General features: G+C 66.5%; 20 protein-coding genes. 7 read left to right on the top strand and 13 right to left on the bottom strand.

All coding sequences use genetic code 11. The annotated features are described in order from the left end of the window. Positions 1-236: 236 nt before the first annotated feature. Positions 237-1187 (bottom strand): adenosine deaminase, encoded by a 951-nt coding sequence (locus tag N0B71_RS09375; RefSeq protein ID WP_259758496.1) that lies wholly within the window; start codon positions 1185-1187, stop codon positions 237-239. A 180-nt stretch (positions 1188-1367) separates the two neighbouring features. Between N0B71_RS09375 and N0B71_RS09370 the strand changes: the two genes are divergently transcribed. Further along, complete coding sequence (locus N0B71_RS09370; RefSeq protein ID WP_259758495.1) at positions 1368-2450, top strand: calcium:proton antiporter; 1083 nt, start codon at positions 1368-1370, stop codon at positions 2448-2450. Between the two features lie 2 nt (positions 2451-2452). Beyond that, the gene (locus tag N0B71_RS09365; protein ID WP_259758494.1) at positions 2453-2962 is read left to right on the top strand and encodes a nucleoside 2-deoxyribosyltransferase; all 510 of its coding nucleotides are present in this window, start codon (positions 2453-2455) and stop codon (positions 2960-2962) included. Positions 2963-3101: 139 nt separating this feature from the next. Here the strand turns inward: N0B71_RS09365 and N0B71_RS09360 are convergent, their stop codons facing one another. Together N0B71_RS09360 and N0B71_RS09355 are read right to left on the bottom strand one after the other, a co-directional pair. Further along, positions 3102-4124, bottom strand: coding sequence for an energy transducer TonB (locus tag N0B71_RS09360; protein ID WP_259758493.1), 1023 nt, complete (start codon positions 4122-4124; stop codon positions 3102-3104). Positions 4125-4209: 85 nt separating this feature from the next. Further along, the gene (locus N0B71_RS09355; protein WP_259758492.1) at positions 4210-5172 is read right to left on the bottom strand and encodes a CobW family GTP-binding protein; all 963 of its coding nucleotides are present in this window, start codon (positions 5170-5172) and stop codon (positions 4210-4212) included. A gap of 76 nt (positions 5173-5248) precedes the next feature. Here N0B71_RS09355 and N0B71_RS09350 point away from each other — a divergent pair, with 76 nt between their 5' ends. Beyond that, positions 5249-5605, top strand: coding sequence for an NADH:ubiquinone oxidoreductase (locus N0B71_RS09350; RefSeq protein WP_259758490.1), 357 nt, complete (start codon positions 5249-5251; stop codon positions 5603-5605). A gap of 176 nt (positions 5606-5781) precedes the next feature. Here the strand turns inward: N0B71_RS09350 and N0B71_RS09345 are convergent, their stop codons facing one another. The 3 genes from N0B71_RS09345 to dksA all read right to left on the bottom strand — a co-directional run bounded on the left by N0B71_RS09345 (position 5782) and on the right by dksA (position 7981). Further along, positions 5782-6261 (bottom strand): REP-associated tyrosine transposase, encoded by a 480-nt coding sequence (locus N0B71_RS09345; RefSeq protein WP_259758488.1) that lies wholly within the window; start codon positions 6259-6261, stop codon positions 5782-5784. 97 nt (positions 6262-6358) lie between these two features. Then, positions 6359-7561 (bottom strand): zinc metallochaperone GTPase ZigA, encoded by a 1203-nt coding sequence (gene zigA, locus N0B71_RS09340; protein ID WP_259758487.1) that lies wholly within the window; start codon positions 7559-7561, stop codon positions 6359-6361. Positions 7562-7576: 15 nt separating this feature from the next. Next, on the bottom strand, positions 7577-7981 hold the full coding sequence (gene dksA / locus N0B71_RS09335; protein WP_259758485.1) for an RNA polymerase-binding protein DksA: 405 nt from the start codon (positions 7979-7981) through the stop codon (positions 7577-7579). A gap of 77 nt (positions 7982-8058) precedes the next feature. Here dksA and N0B71_RS09330 point away from each other — a divergent pair, with 77 nt between their 5' ends. Next, positions 8059-8511, top strand: coding sequence for a hypothetical protein (locus N0B71_RS09330; RefSeq protein ID WP_442964653.1), 453 nt, complete (start codon positions 8059-8061; stop codon positions 8509-8511). 77 nt (positions 8512-8588) lie between these two features. Continuing rightward, a complete protein-coding gene (gene folE2 / locus N0B71_RS09325) occupies positions 8589-9476 on the top strand; it encodes a GTP cyclohydrolase FolE2 (RefSeq protein WP_259758483.1) in 888 nt (295 codons plus the stop codon). Here the strand turns inward: folE2 and N0B71_RS09320 are convergent. Further along, positions 9473-9931, bottom strand: coding sequence for a GNAT family N-acetyltransferase (locus tag N0B71_RS09320; RefSeq protein ID WP_259758482.1), 459 nt, complete (start codon positions 9929-9931; stop codon positions 9473-9475). The genes folE2 and N0B71_RS09320 overlap by 4 nt on opposite strands. Positions 9932-10083: 152 nt before the next feature. Then, positions 10084-11268 (bottom strand): C17 cyclopropane fatty acid synthase CfaB, encoded by a 1185-nt coding sequence (cfaB, locus tag N0B71_RS09315; RefSeq protein ID WP_259758481.1) that lies wholly within the window; start codon positions 11266-11268, stop codon positions 10084-10086. Between the two features lie 448 nt (positions 11269-11716). Here cfaB and N0B71_RS09310 point away from each other — a divergent pair, with 448 nt between their 5' ends. Continuing rightward, positions 11717-13135: an MDR family MFS transporter gene (locus tag N0B71_RS09310; RefSeq protein WP_442964675.1), complete on the top strand. Its 1419-nt coding sequence runs from the start codon at positions 11717-11719 to the stop codon at positions 13133-13135. Positions 13136-13148: 13 nt separating this feature from the next. Here N0B71_RS09310 and N0B71_RS09305 read toward each other — a convergent pair whose 3' ends face one another. The 3 genes from N0B71_RS09305 to N0B71_RS09295 form a co-directional block, all read right to left on the bottom strand. Continuing rightward, entirely contained in the window at positions 13149-14453 is a 1305-nt protein-coding gene (locus tag N0B71_RS09305; RefSeq protein ID WP_259758479.1) for an MFS family transporter, read from the bottom strand. 648 nt (positions 14454-15101) lie between these two features. Next, positions 15102-16148, bottom strand: a complete 1047-nt coding sequence (locus N0B71_RS09300) for a fimbrial protein (RefSeq protein WP_259758478.1) — start codon at positions 16146-16148, stop codon at positions 15102-15104. 14 nt (positions 16149-16162) lie between these two features. Then, positions 16163-19942: an Ig-like domain-containing protein gene (locus N0B71_RS09295; protein WP_311197248.1), complete on the bottom strand. Its 3780-nt coding sequence runs from the start codon at positions 19940-19942 to the stop codon at positions 16163-16165. Between N0B71_RS09295 and N0B71_RS09290 the strand changes: the two genes are divergently transcribed. Continuing rightward, a complete protein-coding gene (locus N0B71_RS09290; RefSeq protein ID WP_259758477.1) occupies positions 19872-20234 on the top strand; it encodes a hypothetical protein in 363 nt (120 codons plus the stop codon). The genes N0B71_RS09295 and N0B71_RS09290 overlap by 71 nt on opposite strands. A 293-nt stretch (positions 20235-20527) precedes the next feature. Here N0B71_RS09290 and glmS read toward each other — a convergent pair whose 3' ends face one another. Then, entirely contained in the window at positions 20528-22363 is a 1836-nt protein-coding gene (glmS, locus tag N0B71_RS09285; RefSeq protein ID WP_259758476.1) for a glutamine--fructose-6-phosphate transaminase (isomerizing), read from the bottom strand. Between the two features lie 15 nt (positions 22364-22378). Then, positions 22379-23149, bottom strand: coding sequence for a DeoR/GlpR family DNA-binding transcription regulator (locus tag N0B71_RS09280; RefSeq protein WP_045213398.1), 771 nt, complete (start codon positions 23147-23149; stop codon positions 22379-22381). Positions 23150-23439 lie beyond the last annotated feature (290 nt).

Genomic DNA, 23439 nt, shown 5'->3' with positions numbered 1-23439 from the left:
CCAGATGAGGGGACGGATCGGGACGGGGTTTCCAGTTCGGAATCTGGCGCTGGGCGATGCCCTCTCCCCGACCCTCTCCCTGAAGGGAGAGGGGGCCGTATGGCATGAAGGGGAACAACGATACTCACCGCAGAGCTCGGAACTGTCAGAGCACTCTGAACAGTCCCCTCTCCCTTCGGAGCGGGGCGCGCAGCGAGGGCTGGGGAGAGGGTGTTACAGGCCGACGCCGGACCTCATTACTTCACCAACCGCGCCTCCAGGCTGTTCTGCGCCAGCCGCTGCGCCTGCTCCTTCGTCATCCCCAGGTGCTCGTGCAGGGCGTGGAAGTTCTCGGTGACGTAGCCGCCGAAATACGCCGGGTCGTCCGAGTTCACCGTCACCTTCACGCCGCGTTCGAGCATGTCGAGGATGGTGTGTTCGCGCATGTGGCCGAACACGCAGAGTTTGGTATTGGACAGCGGGCAGACGGTCAGCGGGATCTGCTCGTCAATGATGCGCTGCATCAGCCGCTCGTCCTCGATGGCGCGCACGCCGTGGTCGATGCGCTCGATCTTGAGCAGGTCCAGGGCTTGCCAGATGTATTCCGGCGGGCCTTCCTCGCCGGCATGGGCGACGGTGAGGAAACCTTCGCTGCGGGCGCGGTCGAACACGCGCTGGAACTTGCTCGGCGGGTGGCCGACCTCGGAGCTGTCCAGACCGACGGCGATGAAGGCGTCGCGGAACGGCATGGCCTGCTCGAGGGTCTTGAACGCCTCATCCTCGGACAGGTGGCGCAGGAAGCTGAGGATCAGCCCGTGGCTGATGCCCAGTTGCTGCTCGCCGTCCTTGAGCGCACCCTGGATGCCGCGCAGCACGACTTCGAAGGGCACGCCACGGTCGGTGTGGGTCTGCGGATCGAAGAACGGCTCGACGTGGATGACATTCTGCGCCTTGCACTTTCGCAGGTAGGCCCAGGTCAGGTCGTAGAAGTCCTGCTCGGTGCGCAGCACGTCGGCGCCGGCGTAGTAGAGGTCGAGGAATTCCTGCAGGTTGTTGAACGCATAGGCCTTGCGCAGGCTCTCGACGTCGCCCCAGGGCAGGGCGACCTTGTTGCGCTCGGCCAGGGCGAAGAGCAACTCGGGCTCCAGCGAACCTTCCAGGTGCAGGTGCAGTTCGGCCTTGGGCAGGGCATTGAGCCAGTCGTACATGGTGAGGTCTCGTTATTCAGGCGATCGGCCCATTATCGCACGGCCCGGCGGGGATGCTGTCGAAGTTGCCGATGACGGGCTGCGCGCCGCGGCCCGTTGTCGCCCGGCGGCGGCTGGTGCCGCCTTCGGGCATTGCCTAAGATGGCGCACTCGCTCACTTACGGAATGGACATCCCCTCGATGCTGCGCGCGCTCAAAGACGAAAAATTCCTCCTCCTCGCCCTGCTGGTGGCCGTCGCGGTCTATCCGCTGGAGCACAGCCTGCTCGGTGGCGGCAAACTGCTCGCGGGGATCACCGCCACCGCCCTGCTGGCGGTGATCATCGGCGTCTCGCTGCGCGTGGCGCACCACGCCGAGGTCCTCGCGGAAAAGGTCGGCGAGCCCTACGGCACGATGATCCTGACCCTGGCGGCGGTGCTGGTGGAGGTGGTGATCCTGGCGATCATGATGGGCCACAACCATTCCCCGACCCTGGCGCGCGACACCATCTACGCCGCGGTGATGCTCGACATGAACGGCATCCTCGGCCTGGCGGCGCTGCTGGGCGGCCTCAAGCACGGCGAGCAGTCGTACAACGACGACTCCGGCAAGACCTACGTAACCATGATCCTCACCGCCGTGGGCATCTCCATGGTGGTGCCGGAGCTGATCCCGGCCGAGCAGTGGAAGCTCTACTCCTTCTTCACCATCGGCTGCATGGTCATGCTCTACGCGCTGTTCCTGCGCATGCAGACCGGCCAGCACAGCTACTTCTTCAGCTACAACTACGCGGGCCACGGCGAGCACGCCGAAGGCCACGAGGCGGCGGGCAACAGCAAGCAGTCCATGGGCCTGCTGGTGGTCGGTGTGGTGCTGATCGGCGCCCTGGCCGAGGTGATGTCCAAGGCGCTGGACGTCGGCCTGGAAGGCAGCGGCGTGCCGCCCATCGTGCCGGCGCTGCTGGTGGCGGCGATCTCTGCCAGCCCGGAGATCCTCACCGCCCTGCGCGCGGCCATGGCCAACCGCATGCAGCCGGTGGTCAACATCGCCCTGGGCGCGTCGCTGTCCACGGTGATCCTCACCGTGCCGGTGATCGAGGCGCTGGCGCTGTTCAAGGGCCAGCCGATCCAGATGGCGATGACCCCGCTGCAGACCGGCATGATGTTCATCACCCTGATGGTCGCCGGCTACAACCTGCACGACGGCAAGACCAACGCCATCGAGGGCATGACCCACTTCGTGCTGTTCGCCACCTTCCTGATGCTGTCGTTCATGGGACTCTGACCATGCTCAAGCTGTACCTCGCCGGCCCCGACGTGTTCCGCCCCGATGCCTTCGAGCAGGGCGAGCGGCTCAAGGCCCTGTGCGCCGAGTTCGGCGTGCAGGGGCTGTACCCGCTGGACCATTCGGTGCCCGTGGGCATCCTCGAGCCGGCGGCGCAGGCGCGCTGGATCTACCAGGCCAACCTCGAGCTGATCCGCCAGGCCGACGCCGTGCTGGCCAACCTCAACCCCTTCCGCGGCGCCGAGCCGGACAGCGGCACGGCCTTCGAACTGGGCTACGCCGCCGCGCTGGGCAAGCCGCTGTTCGGCTACATCGACGAAGGCGGCAGCTGTGCCGAGCGCCTGCCGTGCGAGTGGCTGGGCGAGGAACCGGGCCGCGATCGCGACGGCAACCAGATAGAAAGCTTCGGCCTGCCGCTGAACCTGATGCTCGCGGTGCCGGCGAAAATCGCCGTGGGCGGGGCGCGGGAAGCGCTGGAGCTGCTGCGCCGGGAGCTGACGAGTCACCTGTAGGAGCGAGCTTGCTCGCGAACGGATTCTTCGGCGACTCCGCTGCACGGCCGGTTCGCGAGCAAGCTCGCTCCTACGAAAGCATTCCGCCGGAAACAAAAACGCGCCCTGGGGCGCGTTTTTCGTGGAGCTCGCATGGCCGTCAGCGACGCCCTTCGAGCTTGAAGAAGAACACCTTGGTCGCCTGGCGGGCAACGATCCGGCCGCCGCTGACGCGCGGCTCGAAGCGCCACTTGTCCATGGCGTCGCGCACGGCGTTGTCGAACATCCGCGGCGGTGTGGATTCCAGCACCTGGATGTCGGCGATGCGGCCGTCGCTGGTGATGGTGAACAGCACCTTCACCCGGCCCTCGATGCCACGGTTGAGCGCCATGCGCGGGTAGACCGGCGGGTCCATGCGCAGCGGCTTGATGTCGCTGTCGTTCAGGCTGCCGGTGGGCAGGCCGGCGGGGCCTTGCGAACCGGTGGGCGCGGCCTGGGCGCCCTGGGTGAACTGACCGACGGTCGGCGCGGCGGGCGGCGGCGGTGCGGCCGGGGTCGGCGGCGCGGCGGCCTCCTCGGCGGGTGCCGGGTCCGGCTCGGGCTTGGGTTTCGGCTTGGGCTTGGGCGAAACCTTAGGCACGGCCTTCTCGACCGGCTTGGGTTTGGGCTTGGGCTTTTCCACCGGCTTGGGCGGCTCGACGGGTTTGGGCGGCTCCGGCTCCGGCGGTGGTGGCGTCGGCGCAGCGGCCGGCGGTTGCTGCACCTCGGGCTTGGGCGGCAGGGTGACCACGCTGACCTGCATGGCCTTGGGCATCTCGCCCGCCCCCAGATTCAGCTCGGCGGGCGTGGGCATCACCCAGACCAGCGCGGCGACGATGGCCACGTGCAGGGCAATCGCCAGGCCCGAGGACTTCCACCAGCCACCGGAAGGCGGCGGCTGCTCGCCGTCGTCCACGCCTTCGACCGGCGCGGCGTAAGGGATCAGGACCTCTTCGGGAACCACTTCCTCGTCGCGGCGGGGCCCCGCGCAGCTGACCAGTCGCAGGGTGGCCTCATTGGCGCGCTGGGCGTTCACGCTGGGCAAATGGGCGCCGTCATCCGCCGAGGCGGACGTGAACAGCGGATCCTCAGCGTCCACGGCAGGACCTGCGTCCGCCGCTTTGCGCGGTTGGGGTAACGACATGAGAAAGCCTGCGGGAAGAGTTCACGAAGCAATATCTTCTGATAATTATTATCATTCACTCAGTCCGGGAGGGCAACCTTCTCTGTCAGATAGGGGCGATGGCGCACCGCAACAGGCCGTCTTGCAGGGCCTGCGGATCGTCTTCAGCCGCGAGGATCAGCTCGATCCGGCTGTCCTTGCGCCAGGCGCTGGGCGTCCAGGGCGCCGGACCGGCGGTGCGGTTGCAGGCCAACCAACCCTCCTCCCCGTGCACCACGGCCTTGGCCCGCAGCACGCCAGCAAGCCCCGCCAGCCAGGCGTCCAGCGCCGCGGTGCGGAAGCGCCAGTCGCGGTGGAAGCGCCAGCCGACCGCCTGTCGGCCGTCCTCGACGCGCACCTGGCGCAACGGCGCCTCGCGGCGCAACAGCATCGCCGCTTCGCCGGTCGCAGCGCCCTGCGGCAAATCAGCGCCGGCCGCCTCGACAGGGGTCTGCGGCAGCTCGTCCAGCGAGAGATGGCCCTGGCTGGTCCAGCGCAGCGGCAGCGCCGGCAACTGCGCCGCCAGGGCCGCACGCGCTTCGTCGTCCAGCCCCTCGGACTTGTTCATCAGCAACACGGCCGCCTCCCCCAGCGCCAGACGCTGCGCCTCGGGCAGCGGTTGCCCGGCGGCCAGCGCGGCGGCGTCGAGCACCATCAGTAACGGCTGAACGGCCAACACACCCTGCCAGGGCGCCGCGCGCAGTTGCGCCAGCAACTGTGCGGGGTGGCCCAGGCCGGAGGGCTCGATGAACACCCGCTGCGGCCGGGCCTTGCGCAGCAGGCGGCCGAGACCGACCTGAAATGGCGCACCGTTCACGCAGCACAGGCAGCCGCCGGCGACTTCGCCCAGGGCGATGCCGTCGTCGTCGCGGGACAGCAGCGCGGCGTCCAGGCCGACCTGGCCGAATTCGTTGACCAGCACGGCCCAGCGCTCGCCCGCCGGACGTTGCGCCAGCAGGGCCTGCAGCAGGCTGGTCTTGCCCGCCCCGAGGGGGCCGGCGATGAGATGAGTCGGGATCTGCTTCAACATTCGCCCATGGTGCCGCCTGACGCTCGCCGGGAAAAGCGCTAGAGTCGCCGCTTCGTCACGCCACCCCGGATCGACCATGCGCCTGCTCATGCCTCTTGCCCTCGCCTGCCTGCCCCTGCTCGCCCACGGCGAGGCCTGCGTGGTGCACACCCAGGGCAAGGACGTCGACGTGAAAGTCTGCCAGCAGAACCGCAGCATCCCGGAAAAACTCTTCCGCGAGGGCTTCTGCCAGCCGCAGCTCAAGGACCAGAAGGTCGAGGTGACCTACGCCGAGAACTGCCCCAGCGGCGCCTTCGGCGTCTGCGAGAACGCCCAGACCCAGGGCGTGCCCTACCGCCAGGACATCCACTACTACGGCGTGGCGAGCGACGCGCGCATCCTCCAGCCGTTCTGCGAGAGCCAGAGCAACGGCCACTGGCGCAAGGGCGAGTGACGGTCATCGCCCTGTCACACGGCTCGGGCTTACTGTCAACGGGTACCTCACACCCTCCCGGCACCCCACGCCGGACGTGATCTTGGTGAATCGGGCCGCTCTCTCGGGGTGGCCCATTTTTTTGCCTGCACTTCGGAGTTATACGGTGCGTAGGAGCGGACTCCGTCCGCGATCGCTCACAGCCACTTCGCGCTCCAGAAGGGATAATCCCCAACCCGCCTGACCAACCCCGCGCGTATCGGGTTAGCAACGATGTAACGCGCGGTGGGTAAAACTTCCACCTCATTGCGCAATGCGTGATCGTGATAACCCGCAGCCCATAACGCTCCTCGTCTTCCGTGATGCTCATTGAGGCAACGGGCGCTGACGGCCTTGAGCCGCCCCACGCTGGTGTGCAGGGACTCGCCACTGGCGAGCTGCAGCAACCAATGCGCGTGATCGGGCATCAGCACCCACGCCAGCAATTCGTTTGCTCCCAGAGCAAGCCCCGTCTCGAAGCAGCGTGCAACGCAACAACCCATGTAAAAATCCGAGAACAGCGGCTTCCTCTCGCGCGTCGTCGCGGTCAACAGATAGATTCCGCCGGGAATGGAGGCTCGGCCTTTGCGCAAGGCTTGATGCCCTTCTTGCCAGGAAACCTCTTTGGGTCTGCTCATGGGTCAGCCTCCGTGCGGAGGCATGACTATCGCGGACGGAGTCCGCTCCTACGCGGAGGTCTGGTCCGGAGTAGGTGTCGGCGAATTCAGATGAGCATCACGCCTGGCTCTCCCACGGCTCGAACGGGTCGGGCAGGCGCTTCCACGCGGTCGTGCCGGCGGCCAGTTCCTCGTCATCCAGCAGGCAATCGTCGAGTTCCGCGAACAGCCGGCGGAAATCGAGGTTCTGGCCGATGAAGACCAACTCCTGGCGGCAGTCGCCGCTGTCCTCGTGCCAGTGGCGCAGCACGCCTTGCAGCTCGGTGGTGTCCTGCGGCCAGTGCTCGCGCGGGACGAAGCGCCACCAGCGCCCGGCCAGGCCATGGCGCATCAGTCCGCCGGCCTGGGACCAGCTGCCCGCCTCGCGGTAACGGCTGGCGAGCCAGAAGAAGCCCTTGGAACGCAGCAGCCGGCCATTGCTCCAGGGCTGGGCGAGGAAGTCATGGAAGCGCTGCGGGTGGAACGGCCGGCGCGCGCGATAGACGCTGGAGGCGATGCCATAGGCTTCGGTCTCCGGCAGGTGCTCGCCGCGCAGCTCCTTGAGCCAGCCGGGCGCCCGTTCGGCGCGCTGGAAGTCGAAGCGGCCGGTGTCGAGGAGGGTCGCCAGCGGCACCTGGCCCATGACCATGGGCTGGATATCGGCGTCGGGGTTGAGGCGGCGCAGGATCGCCAGCAGTTCGTCACGCTCGGCGCTGCCGATGAGGTCGATCTTGCTCACCAGGATGACGTCGGCGAACTCCACCTGCTCCACCAGCAGGTCGCTGAGCGAGCGCTCGTCGTCCTCGCCGAGGGATTCGCCGCGTTCGGCGAGGCTGTCGGCGCCCTGGTAGTCGGCAAGGAAGTTCAGCCCGTCCACCACCGTGACCAGCGTGTCCAGCCGCGCCAGGTCCGACAGGCTGCGCCCCTGCTCGTCGCGGAAGGTGAAGGTCTCGGCCACCGGCAGCGGTTCGGAGATGCCGGTGGACTCGATCAGCAGGTAGTCGAAGCGGCCTTCGCTGGCGAGGCGGCTGACCTCTTCCAGCAAATCCTCACGCAAGGTGCAGCAGATGCAGCCGTTGCTCATTTCCACCAGGCGTTCCTGGCCGCGATTGAGACTGACGCCCTGCTGCACCTCGCGGCCGTCGATGTTGATTTCGCTCATGTCGTTGACGATGACCGCGACCTTGAGATCCTCGCGGTTCTTCAGCACATGGTTGAGCAGCGTGCTCTTGCCGGCGCCGAGGAAGCCGGACAGGACAGTGACGGGGAGGGGCTTGTTCACGGGGGCTCCAGGTAGTCAGGCTTCGCGGACGTGCAGTTCGCGCCGTTCCTGGCGCTCCTTGGCCTCGATGCACAACGAGGCGGTGGGGCGCAGCAGCAGGCGGCGCAGGCCGATCGGTTCGCCGGTCTCCGCGCACCAGCCGTAATCGCCCCGGGCCAGGCGCTCCAGCGCCTGGTCGATCTTGTCGAGCAACTTCTTCTCGCGCTCCAGCAGGCGCAATTGCCATTGCCGCGACTCCTCGCGGCTGGCGACATCGGCGTCATCGCTGGCCCGCTCGCTGTCCTGCAACGCCCGGAATTCCTCGTCGATGCGGCCTTGCAGCTGGTCGCGCTGGTCCAGCAGCAGCGCACGGAAATACGCCTGTTGCGCCTCGCTCATGTAGGCCTCGCCGGGCTGGGCGAGCAGTTCCTGTTCGGTCATGACCGTCTCCGGGAAGGGAGTGATCTCTTATGTTATATTATAACAATGCGTACTTCGCAATGGCGTCGACAGCGCCCTTGCGACGTGCGATACCGATGTTCTGCACCGCCCGCCTGCCGAGACCTTCGATGCTGCGCCGTTCCCTGCTGCTCTGCCTGTTCGCGCCCTTCGCCCATGCCAGCGGTTCCGCGCCGCTGCCTTTCCCCGGCGAGGAGCCGGCGCGTTGCGCCTGGTCGGCAACGGTGCTGGCCTGCATGGACGATTCGGGCAATCTCTACAGCGTCGCCACCCAGGGTCACGACACCTACCTGCGCGGTGTCGAGGCGAGCAGCGGACGGCGCTGGGCGCAGACCGGCACGCGCTACGGCAGCCTGACCTTCTTCAGCGGCGTGGCCAGCGACGGCCAGGTGTGGGTGGGCACCAGCCGTGGCATCGGCTGGACCAATATCAGCCGCTTCAGCAGCTCCACCGGTGACAGCGGGCGACTGACCTGCGGTCGGGTAAGCGGGTGCAAGCAGCAGGAGCGCTGAACGCACTGCCAAGCCATTGCGGGATCGTTCGGAAGCAAATACGTTATATTATAACAATTGCCGACCGTGACCCGCCCATGACTGCCCTGCTGCCCGACATCGCCTGCCAATCCACCCGCCTGCCCATTCCGCTCGACTGGGTGGGCATGCAAGGCATCGCCCTACCGCTGCTGATTGCTGGCGAGCGTGTCGCCGCCTTCGCCGACGCCGGGGTCAGCCTCGACGAGGCCGACGCGCGCGGCATCCACATGTCGCGGCTGTACCTGGCGCTGGAGGCGCTGGCCGAGGCGGAACTGTCACCGCACCTGCTGCGCGAGGTGCTCAGACACTTCCTCAGGAGCCACGCGCAACTTTCCCGGAGCGCCAGCCTGACACTGCGTTTCGAACTGCTGCTGCGGCGCCCCGCGCTGGTCAGCCCGCTCAGCGGCTGGAAGCGCTACCCCTGCGAGATCCACGCGCACCTGCAGGACGACGAGCTGCAACTGGCGTTGCGCCTGAGCCTGCCCTATTCGTCCACCTGCCCCTGTTCGGCGGCGCTGGCGCGGCAGCTGATCCAGGAGCGCTTCGACGCCGACTTCGCCGGCCGCCCACTCAACGCGAGCGAAGTCCGCGCCTGGCTCGGCAGCCCGCAGGGCATCGTCGCCACGCCGCACAGCCAGCGCAGCGAGGCGCGGCTGCATCTGGACCTGGAGGCGGCGGCCCAGGCATTCGCCTTCCGCGAGCTGATCGACCAGGCCGAAGATGCCCTCGGCACCGCCGTGCAGACCGCCGTGAAGCGCGCCGACGAGCAGGCCTTCGCCCTGGCCAACGGGCAGAACCTGATGTTCTGCGAGGACGCCGCGCGCCGGCTGCATCGCGCCCTGGTGCAGCACGAGGCGGTGGCGGGCTTCGAGGTGCGTGTGGTGCATGCCGAAAGCCTGCATGCCCACGACGCGGTGGCGGTCAGCCGCTGGCGCCGCGCTTAAAGCACCATATCCAGGCGCACGCGGTCGCGGCAGCGGATGCCGTTTTCGATGATGGGTTCGGGGTAGTTCAGCGCGAAGTAATCGTGCTCGATGCTGGCCAGGCGAAAGCCCATGCGCTGGTACAGCCCGAGCTGCGCCAGGCTGGAATTGCCGGTGGCGATGTCCAGCCGCAGCGCGCCGAGGGCGCGCGCGGTGTCGATGGCCGCCGCCAGCAGGCGACGCCCCAGGCCACGGCCTTGCCATGCCTCGTCCACCGCGAGGTTGGTGATTTCGACGACGCCCCAGCTGCGCGCGGTCAGCACCAGCACGCCGCGCACCGCCTCACCGTCACTGAGCGCCAGCAGGCGGGACTGCGGCAGGTAGCGCTCGATCTGTGCGCGGCTCGGATCGGCCAGCAGCAGAAGCGGCCACGGCGCCTGGGCCGGCGTGAGTTCGACGAGGGACAGTTCAGACACCAAAGACACCATGATTTGCAGGGACAAGCCAAAAGAAGGCGACGGTTTATCCTCTGCCCGCCTTCAATGCAAGCATTTCGACATCATCTTTGGTCGCACACCGAACGCAGCGGGCCCGGCGAACCGGGCCCGATGGCGTGGCGTGCGGCGGCTCAGGCGTAGATGTCCCGGCGGCTCCACGGCACTTCATGACCGCCGTCGGCGTGTGGCTTGCTGGCGAGGATCTGGTGCAGGTTGATCCAGCCCTTCTTGAAGCCGTAGGCACAGCCGGCCAGGTACAGGCGCCAGATGCGCAGGGCCTGCTCGGGCACCAGCTTCGCCGCCTCGGCCAGCTTCGCTTCGAGGTTGGCGCTCCAGAAGTCCAGGGTGCGCGCGTAGTGCAGGCGCAGGCCTTCGACGTCGACCACTTCCAGCCCCGCCTCGCTCATGCGCGCCACCGCCAGGGACAGGTGCGGCAGCTCGCCGTGGGGGAACACGTAGCGGTCGATGAAGTCCCCGGCGCCACGGCCGACCGGCCGCCCTTCCGTATCGCTGGAGGTGATGCCGTGGTTCATCACCAGGCCGCCCGGGCGCACCGCGTCATACAGGTGCTGGAAGTACAGGCCCAGGTTGGCGTGGCCGACGTGCTCGAACATGCCGACGCTGACCACCTTGTCGTAGCGGCCGTCGCGCGGCAGGTCGCGGTAGTCCAGCAGTTCCAGGGTCACCTTGCCTTCCAGGCCGTCGTCCTTGACGCGCTCACGGCCGAGCTTGAGCTGCTCCTCGCTGAGGGTGATGCCGTGCACCTGCACGCCGAACTCCCGCGCCGCCAGGCGCGCCAGGCCGCCCCAGCCGCAGCCGACGTCGAGCAGCTTCTCGCCCGGCTGCAGCCGCAGCTTGCGGCACAGGTGGCGCAGCTTGGCCACCTGGGCGGTGGCCAGGTCCTCGGTGCCGGTTTCGTAGTAGGCGCAGGAGTACACCATCTCCGGGTCGAGCCAGAGCTGGTAGAACGCGTTGGACAGGTCGTAGTGGTAATGGATGGCTTCGGCGTCGGTGGCCTTGTCGTGGCTTTCGCGCACGTAGTCGGTAGTGCCGTCGTCATCGCCCAGGGCGGCACTCAAGGCGTCGGCGGTGGCGATCACCTCACCGATCGGCCCCTCGATGTCCATGCGCTTCTCGACGTAGGCACGACCGAGCATATCGAGGCTGGGGTGGGTGATTTCGGTCAGCAGCGTAGGGTCGCGAACGACGAGAGTTACCTGCGGGTCCGGGCCGAGGTCGAACGCCTGGGCCTCGCCGATGCGAATGCGCAGCGGCAACTGCAGGGACAGCAACTCAGAGGGCAGATTGGCTTTCATGCAAACCTCCTGGTCACAGGGCTGAAGAACTATAGACCAGCGACTCCATAGTCTTCGCCTATGGCCTGGCCCGCGAAAATCTATCGGGCTCCGACCGCAGCGGTTGACCTGCCGATACCTTTGCAGTGGAGCGCAACCGGCGCGAAGCGTTCCAAAAGAATGCGCGGCGGCCCGTCCCCGCCATGTCGACGGAAGACCACCCGCGCAGAAACATAGTTCGCTACGCAAGCGTAGCAGTCGATCCGCTGTACATCGTTGCCAACCCTGAGATAGAGCCTTCACAGACCGGTAACGATGTCGCCGGCGTGACCGCTCGCCCCTTCATTGCACTACACTGTGGGGCCCTCCGCGGGCATTCCGACCGGAGGACCTCTGCCGTCCAAGGGGGGCTGTCTTGACTAACTTCTCCGCGCCGCGTCCGGCGGTCCGCACCGTGCTGGTGGGGCTGATGCTGGCGATTTTCCTCGGCGCGCTCGACCAGACCATCGTCGCCGTGTCCCTGCCGGCGATCTCCGCAGGCTTCGGCGATTTCGACCTGCTCGCCTGGGTCATCTCCGGCTACATGGTGGCGATGACCATCTCCATGCCGATCTACGGCAAGCTCGGCGACCTCTACGGCCGCCGCGTGCTGATGCTGTTCGCCATCGGCCTGTTCACCGTCGCCTCGCTGCTCTGCGGCGCTGCCCAGAGCATGGAGCAGCTGGTGATCGCCCGTGTCCTGCAAGGCATCGGCGCTGGCGGCATGATGTCGGTGAGCCAGGCGATCATCGGCGACATCGTCCCGCCGCGTGAGCGCGGGCGCTACCAGGGCTACTTCAGCAGCATGTACGCGGTGGCGAGCATCGCCGGCCCGGTGCTGGGCGGGCTGCTCACCGAGTACCTGTCGTGGCGCTGGGTCTTCCTGATCAACCTGCCGGTGGGCCTGGTCGCCCTGGCGGTGTCGCGCCGGACCCTGCGCGGCCTGCCGGTGCCGGGGCGCAAGCCGGTGATCGACTACCTCGGCACGATGCTGATGATCGCCGGCCTGGGCAGCCTGCTGCTGGCGATCACCGAGGTCGGCCAGGGTGCGCGCTGGAACGACCCGCAGATGCTTGCGCTGTTCGCCGCCGCGCTGGTGCTGATCGCCCTGTTCGTGCTGCAGGAACGCCGCGCGCCGGAGCCACTGGTGCCGATGCACCTGTTCGGTATTCGCGCCGCCACGCTGAGCTGGCTGATCAGCTTCTTCGCCAGCTTCCAGGTCATCTCGCTGTCGGTGCTGGTGCCGCTGCGCTTCCAGTCGGTGACCGGCGCGGGCGCGGACAGCGCGGCGCTGCACCTTCTGCCGCTGGCCATGGGCGTGCCGATCGGCGCCTATTGCTGCGGCCGGCTCACGGCGATCATCGGCCGCTACAAGCCGCAGATCGTCGGCGGCGCGCTGCTGATGCCGCTGGCGATTGCCGGCCTGGCGCTGACGCCGCCGAGCGCGTTCGTTCTCTCCGGCGTTTGCATGCTGCTGACGGGCATCGCCGCCGGCACGCAGTTCCCCACCAGCCTGGTGGCGGCGCAGAGCGCAGTGGAGACGCGGCACCTGGGGGTGGCGACCAGCAACATCACGCTGTTCCGCTCGCTGGGCGGCGCCGTGGGGATCGCGCTGATGTCCGCGCTGCTGCTGGCGATGCTGCAGCCGTTGGCGGGCGAGGCGGGGCATGGTCTGTCCGCCAGCGCGTTGCTGGCCAGCCTCAGCGGAGCCGGCCACGAGGCGCAGCGGCTCACGCTGGACGGGGTGTTCGGGCACCTGTTCCTGATCAACGCAGGCTTCGGCGCCCTGGCCTTGCTGATCGCCCTGTCGCTGCCCGACCACGCGCTGCGTGGCCGCGGCACCGACTGACGAATCGCGCGGGTCAGTCCTCGTCGTTGAGGTAGCTGACCTTGCGCAGGTCCGGCAGCAGCAGGCAGACCAGCAGCGCCACGCCGCACATGACCGAGACGTAGATGTAGAACACCTCTTCCATGCCCATGCTCTTGAGGCCCAGCGCGGCGTATTCGGCCGAGCCGCCGAAGATCGCGTTACCCACCGCGTAGGACAAGCCCACGCCCAGGGCACGGATTTCCGGCGGGAACATCTCCGCCTTGATCAGGCCGCTGATGGAGGTGTACAGGCTGACGATGGCCATCGCTGCGATGATCAGCACGAACGCCAGGTAGGGGCTGCTCACCGCCTTGAGCGCGGAGAGGATCGGCCAGGTGAAGATCATGCCCAGGGCGCCGAACCAGAGCATCGAGGTCTTGCGCCCGATGCGGTCGGACAGCGCGCCGAACAGCGGCTGCATGCACATGTAGCAGAACAGCGCGAAGGTCATCACGCCGCTGGCCACCTTGGGGTCCATCCCGGCGGTGTTCACCAGGTATTTCTGCATGTAGGTGGTGAAGGTGTAGAAGATCAGCGAGCCGCCGGCGGTGAAGCCGAGCACGGTGAAGAACGCGCGCTTGTGGTGCCTGAACAGCTCGGTGAGGGTGCCCGACTCCTTGCGCTTGAGGTTGGATTCCTTGGCCGTTTCGTTGAGCGAGCGGCGCAGGTAGAAGGCGATCACCGCGGTGATGGCGCCCACCACAAAGGGAATCCGCCAGCCCCACTCCTTCAGCTCGTCGGTGGTCAGCAGCTGCTGCAGGATCACTACCACCAGCACCGCCAGCAACTGGCCACCGATCAGGGTCACGTACTGGAACGAGGCGAAGAAGCCGCGCTGGCCCTTGAGCGCCACTTCGCTCATGTAGGTCGCGCTGGTGCCGTATTCGCCGCCCACCGAGAGGCCCTGGAACAGCCGCGCGATCAGCAGCAGCGCGGGCGCCGCGACGCCGATGCTGGCGTAGGTCGGCATCACCGCAATCGCCAGCGAGCCGCCGCACATCATCAGTACCGAGATCATCATCGCGGTCTTGCGGCCCTTCTTGTCGGCGATGCGGCCGAACAGCCAGCCGCCGATGGGGCGCATCAAGAAGCCCGCGGCGAACACCCCGGCGGTGTTGAGCAGTTGTACCGTCGGGTCGTCCGAGGGGAAGAAGGCGTGGGCGAAATACAGGGCAGTGAAGGCGTAGACGTAGAAGTCGAACCACTCCACCAGGTTGCCCGACGAGGCGCCCACGATGGCAAGGATGCGTGAGCGGCGTTCGTGGTCGGAATACTGCGGTGCGGCAGGTGTGTTCATGGGGATTCTCTTGTCGTGGATTGTCTCGTCGGTACGGCAGCTTCCCGTCTCGTTGGACGGAAATCCCTCTACCGTCCCCTGTTCACGTCTGACTCCAAAGGCGGAGTTTTTCGCGGACATATCCAGAAACAGTATAGACATCTCCGATAGCCGGCTAACGAAAATGCCGGGCGGTAGGACCTTTCAGTTCGAATATCGGACATTTGCGAACGCGCGTTTGTCGTTTCCGATTGACCGGCCAGTAGCCAGCTTCTATCGTTGGCGCGCTCCCCGCCCTGCGGGAGACTTGTCAGGTACCCCTCGCAGGGTAGGAGTCCGACCTTGTCCACAAGACAAGGTCGATTTCCATTCCCCTCGTGTAGCGGCCCAAGCCGCCTGGCCTCGGTGCCCCGTCCATACCCGCGGACGTGCAGGCACCGGGGGAATGTTGATCCGCCCCGCCGCTTCCCTGCCCCAATACGAAAAAAGGCCCCCGATGGGACCTTTCTCCTCACGCGCGCGTTGATGGGCCGATACGAACCGTCATCCGTGGCTGGCCCCGTGAATCTTTCAGACTTGCCCCGTTGCGGGCGCTGAAATGGAAAACGGGCGCCCAGGCGCCCGTTTCAGTGCGTCGCGAACCCGCTTGCGGCAGGCTCGCGTCGGTGTTCATTGGTAATCGAACGTCAGCACCATGGTGCCGTTGACCTTCCCGGGGGTGCCGGTCGCCGAATGCCGGTAGTAACGGAACTGATAGGGATAGGTCGCCTGGGTGTTGGCGGCAAGCGAACCCAGGGCAATGCGCTGCTGCAAGGGCACCGGCGTATTGGTGCTGGCGGATACCAATTGCACGCCCACGCCGGTGGCAACGCCGGAGGTGCCCTCATTCTGGGAACCAAACACGCCGTTGGCAGCACTTTTAATCGGCGTCCCCCCCGTTGCATCGAACGTAACGCCGACCACGACGGTATTGTCACAGCGCAAACCCAAGGCGAACGGAGTGGGATTGGCGGTATCGCCGACGTTCGGGATGTCCCTGAGCTTCACCGAGGCCAGCGAGACATTGGTCGGGTTGGTGACGGTGCAGGTCAGGTTTCGAACAACGACATTGCCGTTGAAGCCAATGTAGTTCTTCCCTGCCCCGCCCAGGCCCGGGCCGTTGTATACGCCAAAGCCGAACCACGTCTGTGCCGAAGCAATCGATCCACCGGTAATGGCACCGGTCTTGACGAACTCGACCGTTACGCTGAATGAATACTTGAGGTTGGCATCCAGCGTACCCAGGCCGGCGTTGCGGGTATCGCAATACTGCCCAGAGGCATTCACCATCGGCTGGCCTTGGGAGTTGCGCAGGCGAATACCCACCCCTGCCAGGCCAGTGGAATACACGCCACTCATGACCTCGGTGCCGCTGCCGTAGTAACACGAGATGATGGGTGCACCGGAGTAGATATACGTGCCTTTTGGAGTACAGGCGCCTGACAGAGTGAAACTGTAGGTGCTATTGGGGATGGTGCTCCCCACCGGCAGATTCGACGGCACCATCATCTGGGCCAACGTCTGCATGTAAGGCATGGCTATCGACGCACTGCAGCTGTCGGCGTTGGCAGTTGGCGATATCAGCGCCAGCAGGCCAAGACAAAACGGAACGGCAAGCAGCTTCGACATGCGATTCCAGACCCGCTGGATCAGAGCACCATCGATTAGAAAGGTCATCGTGAAATCCCTCATCATCTCTGCGCGACCTGGGGGGTACCCAGCACGGCATGGCAAGTCGCATCCGCCTTCAGGAACGGCGCGTCCTTGTTGCTGTTTTCCGGCAGTTGATAGTTGATCTGGCAGCGCTGGCCGGAGCCTTCGCCCCACTTGACCAGCAGTTCACCCTTGGGCTCCAGGCCGCGCAGGAAAATGCGACTGCCCTGGCCCACCATCGACAGGCTGTTGCCCTTGGTATCGAGCACCTCGGCGCCCAGCGGGATGCCCTGGCCATCGTCACGCGTCACGGTCATCAATACCGGAGCGCCACTGACCGTGGGGTACTTGAGCATCACGACGGAGCCATAGCGCGGCGCCACCGTCTGCGAGGTGACCTGCAGTTCGACGTCCTTGGAGGTGCCCTTGGGGTCGATCTCGACGCTGTTCTGGCGGTAAGGGGTCAGGCCACCGACCACGGCGTAGCCGTTGCCGGCAACCTTGGCGCCGACGTTGGAGTTGATCGTCGCCCCTTCGGCCCCCTTGGCTTCCAGCACCGCCAGCGTCTCGCCCTGGTTCTGGCTGAAGTTGATGCCGCCGGGGTGAGCCACCACCGAGCCGCGCACACCGACGCCCACCTGCTTGTAATGGTCGGCGGTGACGCTGCCCAGCGGTTGGCCGTTGTCGTACACGGTGACGGTGGAGCCCGGCTCGGCCTTGCCCGACAGGGTCGGGTTGGAGTCGTCGGTCACGCCGCCGTTGGGGATCGGGCCCTGGATGTCGCCGACGTCGTCGTACACCTGGTCAATGGTCGGCTTGGCCGGCGCGGTGGTGTCGACGGTGAAGTCGAACACGCTGGACGAGCCGGTGTTCCCGGTCAGGTCGACGGCCGTGGCAGTGATGTTGTGCAGGCCTTCGGCCAGGTCGCTGGACGGGGTGAAGCTCCAGTTGCCCTTGGCGTCGATGGTGGTGCTGCCCAGCACGGTGTCGCCATCCTTGATGGTGACGATGGCGCCGGCCTTGCCGGTGCCGACGATGTCCGGACGGGCGTCGTCGGTCACGCCGTGCAGGGCGATGTCGCCGGTGATGCTGCCGACGTCATCAATCACATGGGTGATGCTGACGATCACACCCGAGGTATCGATGATGATGTGCGTCGGGCTGCCCTGGCCGGAGCTGTTGCCCGCCGGGTCCAGCACTTCGGTGCTGAAGTCGTGCGGACCGTCGACCAGCGGGGTGGTGGGGGTGAATTCCCAGTTGCCCGACGGGTCGACTGCCGCCGAGCCGATCGGCTGGCCGTTGTCGTAGACGATGACCTTGCCACCCGGCTCGGCCTGGCCGCTGAAGGTCGGCTGGTTGTCGTCGGTGGTGTCGCCGTTGTGCAGCGGGCCGGTAACCGGGCCGACGTCATCGGTGATGACCAGCGTGGTGTTGGCCGGCGCCGTGGTGTCGACGGTGAACGGCCAGATGCCGGTCGGTGCGCTGACCTGGCCAATGCTGTTGGTCGCGGTGGCGGTGACGTTGTGCAGGCCGTCGGCCAGCGGGTCGGTGGTGATGGTCCACACGCCCTTGGCGTCGGTGGTGCCGCTACCGATCAACGTGTTGTCAGTGTCGTACAGCTTGACCACGCTGCCCGGCTGAGCGGTGCCGCTGAAGGTCGGCTGGTTGTCGTCGGTGACGTCGCCCTTCTGCAGGAAGCCGGTGTACGGGCCGACGTCATCGAGCACGCTGACGATGACCGGCGCGGCCGGCGGGGTGCTGATCAGGTCGATGCTGTAGGTGTTGCTCGGGACGGACGTGTTGCCGGCCGGGTCGGTTTCCACCGCGGTGAAGGCGTTGGAGCCGGACACCAGCGGTGTGCTCGGTTGCAGCTTCCAGGTGCCATCGGCAGCCACGGTGGTGCTGCCCAGAACGTGGGTGCCGGTGCTGTCGGTGGTGGAGACGACGATCAGGTCGCCGGCAGTGCCGGTACCGCTGATCACCGGGCGCGAGTCGTCGGTCTGGTCGCCGTTGCTGACGTTACCGGTGACTTCGCCCACGCTGTCCAGCACACCGGTGATCACCGGGGCGGTTGGCGCGGTGTAGTCGGTGGTGATGCTGAACGGATCGGAGGTCGGGCTGGTGTTGCCGGCCTTGTCGGTCGCATCGACGGTGAACGCGTGCGGGCCTTCGCTGATCGGCGTGGTCGGGGTGAACTCCCAGTTGCCCGACGGGTCGGCGGTGACGCTGCCGAGTTTCTCGCCATTGTCATAGACGGCCACGGTGGAACCCGGCTCGGCCTTGCCCGAGAGAGTCGGGGTCGAGTCGTCGGTCACGCCGCCATTGGGGATCGGCCCCTGGATGCTGCCGACGTCGTCGTACACCTGGTCGATGGTCGGTTTGGCCGGCGCGGTGGTGTCCACGGTGAAGTCGAACACGCTGGACGAGCCGGTGCTACCGGTCAGGTCCACGGCCGTGGCAATGATGCTGTGCTTGCCTTCGGCCAGGTCGCTGGACGGCGTGAAGCTCCAGTTGCCGCTGGCGTCGACGGTGGTGCTGCCCAGCACGGTGTCGCCATCCTTGATGGTGACGATGGCGCCGACCTTGCCGGTGCCCACGATGTCCGGACGGGTGTCGTCGGTCACGCCGTGCAGGGCGATGTCGCCGGTGATGCTGCCGACGTCGTCAATCACATGGGTGATGCTGACGATGACGCCCGAGGTATCGATGGTGATGTGCGTCGGGTTGCCCTGGCCGGAGCTGTTGCCGGCCGGGTCCAGCACTTCGGTGCTGAAGTCGTGCGGGCCGTCGACCAGCGGGGTGGTCGGGGTGAATTCCCAGTTGCCCGAGGGATCGACATCGGCTTCGCCAATCTGCTTGCCATCGTCATACACGATGACCTTGCCACCCGGCTCGGCCTGGCCGCTGAAGGTCGGCTGGTTGTCGTCGGTGGTGTCGCCGTTGTGCAGCGGGCCGGTGACCGGGCCGACATCATCGGTGATGACCAGCGTGGTGTTGGCCGGCGCGCCGGTATCGACGGTCAACGGCCAGATGCCGGTATGGGCGCTCTCGGTGCCGACGCTGTTGGTGGCCGTGGCGGTGATGTTGTGCAGGCCGTCGGCCAGCTTGTCGGTGGTGATGGTCCAGTTACCGGAGGCATCGGTGGCGCCGCTGCCGATCACCAGGCCGTTGCTGTCGTACAGCTTCACGGTGCTGCCCGGCTGCGCGGTGCCGCTGAAGGTCGGCTGGTTGTCGTCGGTGACGGCGCCCTTCTGCAGGAAGCCGACATACGGGCCGACGTCGTCATACACGCTGACGATGGCCGGCGCCGCGGGCGCCCCCACGTCCACGGTGACGTTGTACGGCGCGCTCGGCACGGTGGCGTTGCCGGCCGGGTCGGTTTCCACCGCGGTCAGCGCGTTGAGGCCGGAGACCAGCGGCAGCTCAGGCTTGAGCGACCAGGTGCCGTCGGCGCCGACGGTGGCGCTGCCGATCACGTGGTTACCGGTGCTGTCCTTGGTGTAGACGGTGACGATATCCCCGGCGGTGCCGGTGCCGCTGATGACCGGGTGGGTGTCATCGGTCTCGCCGCCATTCTTGACGTTGCCAGTGATGTCGCCCACGTTGTCCAGCACGCCGGTGATGGCGAGCTTGGAGTAATCCGGCGCGGTGGTGTCGATGGTCAGGTCCAGCGTGCCCGGCTGGCTGGTGTTGCCGGCCGCGTCGGTCGCCGTGGCGTCGACATGGATCGGGCCTTCGGGCAGCGGCTTGGTCGGGGTCACCGACCAGTTGCCGCTGGCGTCGGCGGTGGTGGTCAGGACTTCGCCGGTTTCCTTGATGGTGACGGTCGCCGTCAGTGCGGACGTAGGCGTACAGCTGACCGTCTTCGGCCACGCCGTAGAGCTGGCTGTCCATGCCCTCGGCGAAGAAATTCTGGATAGTCAGATCAGGCTCTTTGCTGCCCTCGAAGAAGACTTCCAGGTCCTTGCCGTCACGCTTGACGGTGACGTTCTCCGGCGCGACATCGCTGCCGTCCACCTGCAGCAGGTACTTGGTACCCGCTACCGCCTTGATCTTGCCGCCGTGCTTGACCGCAACCTTCTTGGCTGCGTGCTCAGTGACGGCGACTAAACCGATGTTCTCAATTGCCATGTAAATACCCACCTCGGGGACGTTATGAGGCGGGGAGATTAATTTTTAACCACGGCCGCGAAGAATCGGTCCGGCACTGAAAAGTGCTGGCGGATTGACGGCATAGGAGGGGGGAAAATTCCGTAAAGATGAAATGCAAGCGAGATCGACTCTTAAACCGATTAAAGCGGTAGGCGCACAAAAAAGCCGCCACCGGATGTCCGGTGGCGGCTTGTTGAGGACTGGGGCGACCTGCGCGTTTTCAGGTGCTGCTGCAGCGCCTCCGGCTTGGCTTACTCGACGGTGACCGACTTGGCCAGGTTGCGCGGCTGGTCGACGTCGGTGCCCTTGAGCACGGCGACGTAGTAGGACAGCAACTGCAGCGGCACGGTATAGAGGATCGGCGCCAGGCAGTCGTGGATCGCCGGCATGCCCACCACGTGGGTATCTTCGCCGTTGGCGATGCCGCTGCCGCCTTCGGCGAAGACCACCAGCTCGCCGCCACGGGCGCGCACTTCCTGCAGGTTGGACTTGAGCTTCTCCAGCAGTTCGTTGTTCGGCGCTACGGTGACCACCGGCATGTCGGCGTCTACCAGGGCCAGCGGGCCGTGCTTGAGCTCGCCGGCCGGGTAGGCCTCGGCATGGATGTAGGAGATCTCCTTGAGCTTCAGCGCACCCTCCATCGCCACCGGGTACTGCGCGCCGCGGCCCAGGAACAGGGTGTGGTGCTTCTCGGCGAACAGCTCGCTGACCTTCTCCACCACCTTGTCCATCGCCAGCGCCTCTTCCAGGTGGGTCGGCAGGCGGCGGAGCTCGTTCACCAGCTCCGCCTCGACACCCTCGCCCAGACGCTTCTGCACCTGGCCGATGCCAAGGGTGAGCAGCAGGAGGGCGACCAGCTGGGTGGTGAAGGCCTTGGTGGAAGCCACGCCGATTTCAGGGCCGGCGTTGGTCAGCAGGGTCATGTCCGACTCGCGCACCAGCGAGCTGGTGGCCACGTTGCAGATCGCCAGGCTGGAAAGGAAGCCCAGCTCCTTGGCATAGCGCAGCGCGGCCAGGGTGTCGGCGGTCTCGCCGGACTGGGAAATGGTGACGAACAGCGAATCCGGGTGCACCGCGACCTTGCGGTAACGGAACTCGCTGGCGACTTCGACCTGGCACGGAATACCGGTCAGGCTTTCCAGCCAGTAACGGGCGACCATGCCGGCGTGGTAGCTGGTGCCGCAGGCGACGATCTGCACGGTGCGCACCTTGGCCAGCAGCTCGCGGGCCTGCGGGCCGAAGTTGTCCACCAGCACCTGCCCGCTGCCCAGGCGGCCTTCCAGGGTGCGCTGCACCACGGCCGGCTGCTCGTGGATCTCCTTGAGCATGAAGTGGCGGTAACCGCCCTTGTCCGCCGCCTCGGCGCCCTCGTGGTAACGCACTTCCTCGCGCTGCACCGGGTTGCCGTTGACGTCCCACAATTGCAGGCCATCGCGGCGGACTTCGGCGATGTCGCCCTCCTCCAGGTAGATGAAGCGGTCGGTGACCTGGCGCAGCGCCAGCTGGTCGGAGGCGAGGAAGTTCTCGCCATGGCCCAGGCCCACCACCAGCGGGCTGCCGCTGCGGGCGGCGAGGATGCGGTCGGGCTGCTTGCTGCTGATCACCGCCAGGCCGTAGGCGCCGTGCAGTTCCTTGACCGCCGCCTTGAGCGCGACGGTGAGGTCGCCCAGCTCGGTCAGGCGCAGGTGCAGCAGGTGAGCGATGACCTCGGTGTCAGTCTGCGAAGTGAACACATAGCCGCGCGCCTTGAGCATCTCGCGCAGGGGTTCGAAGTTCTCGATGATGCCGTTGTGTACAACCGCCACTTCGCCGTGGGAGAAGTGCGGGTGGGCGTTGGCCTCGGTGGGCGCGCCATGGGTGGCCCAGCGGGTGTGGGCGATGCCCAGGCGGCCCACCAGCGGCTGTTCGGCGATGGCCTGCTCGAGGCTGGACACCTTGCCCGCGCGGCGGCGGCGGTCCAGCGCACCGTTGGTGTCGATCACCGCCACACCGGCGCTGTCGTAGCCACGGTATTCCAGGCGCTTGAGACCCTCGACGAGGATCGGGGTGATAGTACGCTCGGCGATGGCGCCTACGATTCCACACATGGCTTGGCTCTCCTGTCAGTCTTCACAGCGCGCGCGGATCACTTTCACGCCGCGCGCCTGGATCAGTTCGAACGCTTCATCGCTCAGGCGTTCGTCGGTAATCAGGGTCTGGACGCTGCTCCACGGCAGCTCCAGGTTGGGAATGCGCCGGCCCAGCTTGTCGGCCTCGGCCATGACGATCACCTCTCGGGCGACCTCGGCCATGACCCGGCTCAGGCCCAGCAGTTCGTTGAAGGTCGTCGTGCCGCGCTCGATATCCAGGCCGGTGGCACCGATGAACAACTGGTCGAAATCGTAGGAGCGCAGCACCTGTTCGGCCACCTGCCCCTGGAACGATTCCGAGTGCGGGTCCCAGGTGCCGCCGGTCATCAACAGCACCGGCTCGCGCTCCAGCTCGCGCAGGGCGTTGGCCACGCTCAAGGAGTTGGTCATCACCACCAGGCCGGGCTTGCGGCCCAGTTCCGGGATCAGCGCGGCGGTGGTGCTGCCGCTGTCGATGATGATCCGCGCGTGTTCACGGATGCAGGCGGCGGCCGCCCGGCCGATGGCCTGCTTGTAGCGCGACAGCGGCTGGCTCGGCTCGGCGATCAGCTCGTGGGGCATGGGCACGGCGCCACCGTAGCGGCGCAGCAGCAGGCCGTTGCCTTCCAGGGCGGCCAGGTCCTTGCGGATGGTCACCTCGGAAGTGGCGAAGCGGCGCGCGAGATCGTCCACGCTGACTTCGCCCTGTTCGGCGAGCAGCGCCAGGATGTCGTGGCGGCGTTGGGGGGTGTTACGTTTCGACATGAACGATCAAGTTTCGATTCGAAAGATAAGTGTGCGAATCAAAACCCATGTTCTTTCGTTCGTCAAGATTTTCCTGCGGGTATGAAAGCGCTTTTCTGTAGGAGCGAGCTTGCTCGCGAACCGGGTTATCGCGGACGAAGTCCGCTCCTACACGGGCTGCGTACCTCGTAGGAGCGGACTCCGTCCACGATGATCGTCGGCAGCGATGGAGTTCGCGAGCAAGCTCGCTCCTACAGATCGCAGGGTGCAAAAGGCGCCAGCGTCATCCGCCGCGAAGCGACCGGCATGCG

Source organism: Pseudomonas sp. GCEP-101 (genome assembly GCF_025133575.1).
Lineage (GTDB): Bacteria > Pseudomonadota > Gammaproteobacteria > Pseudomonadales > Pseudomonadaceae > Pseudomonas > Pseudomonas nitroreducens_B.
Note: the sequence above shows the minus strand (reverse complement) of the source record. Positions and strands in the feature narration are given on the sequence as shown.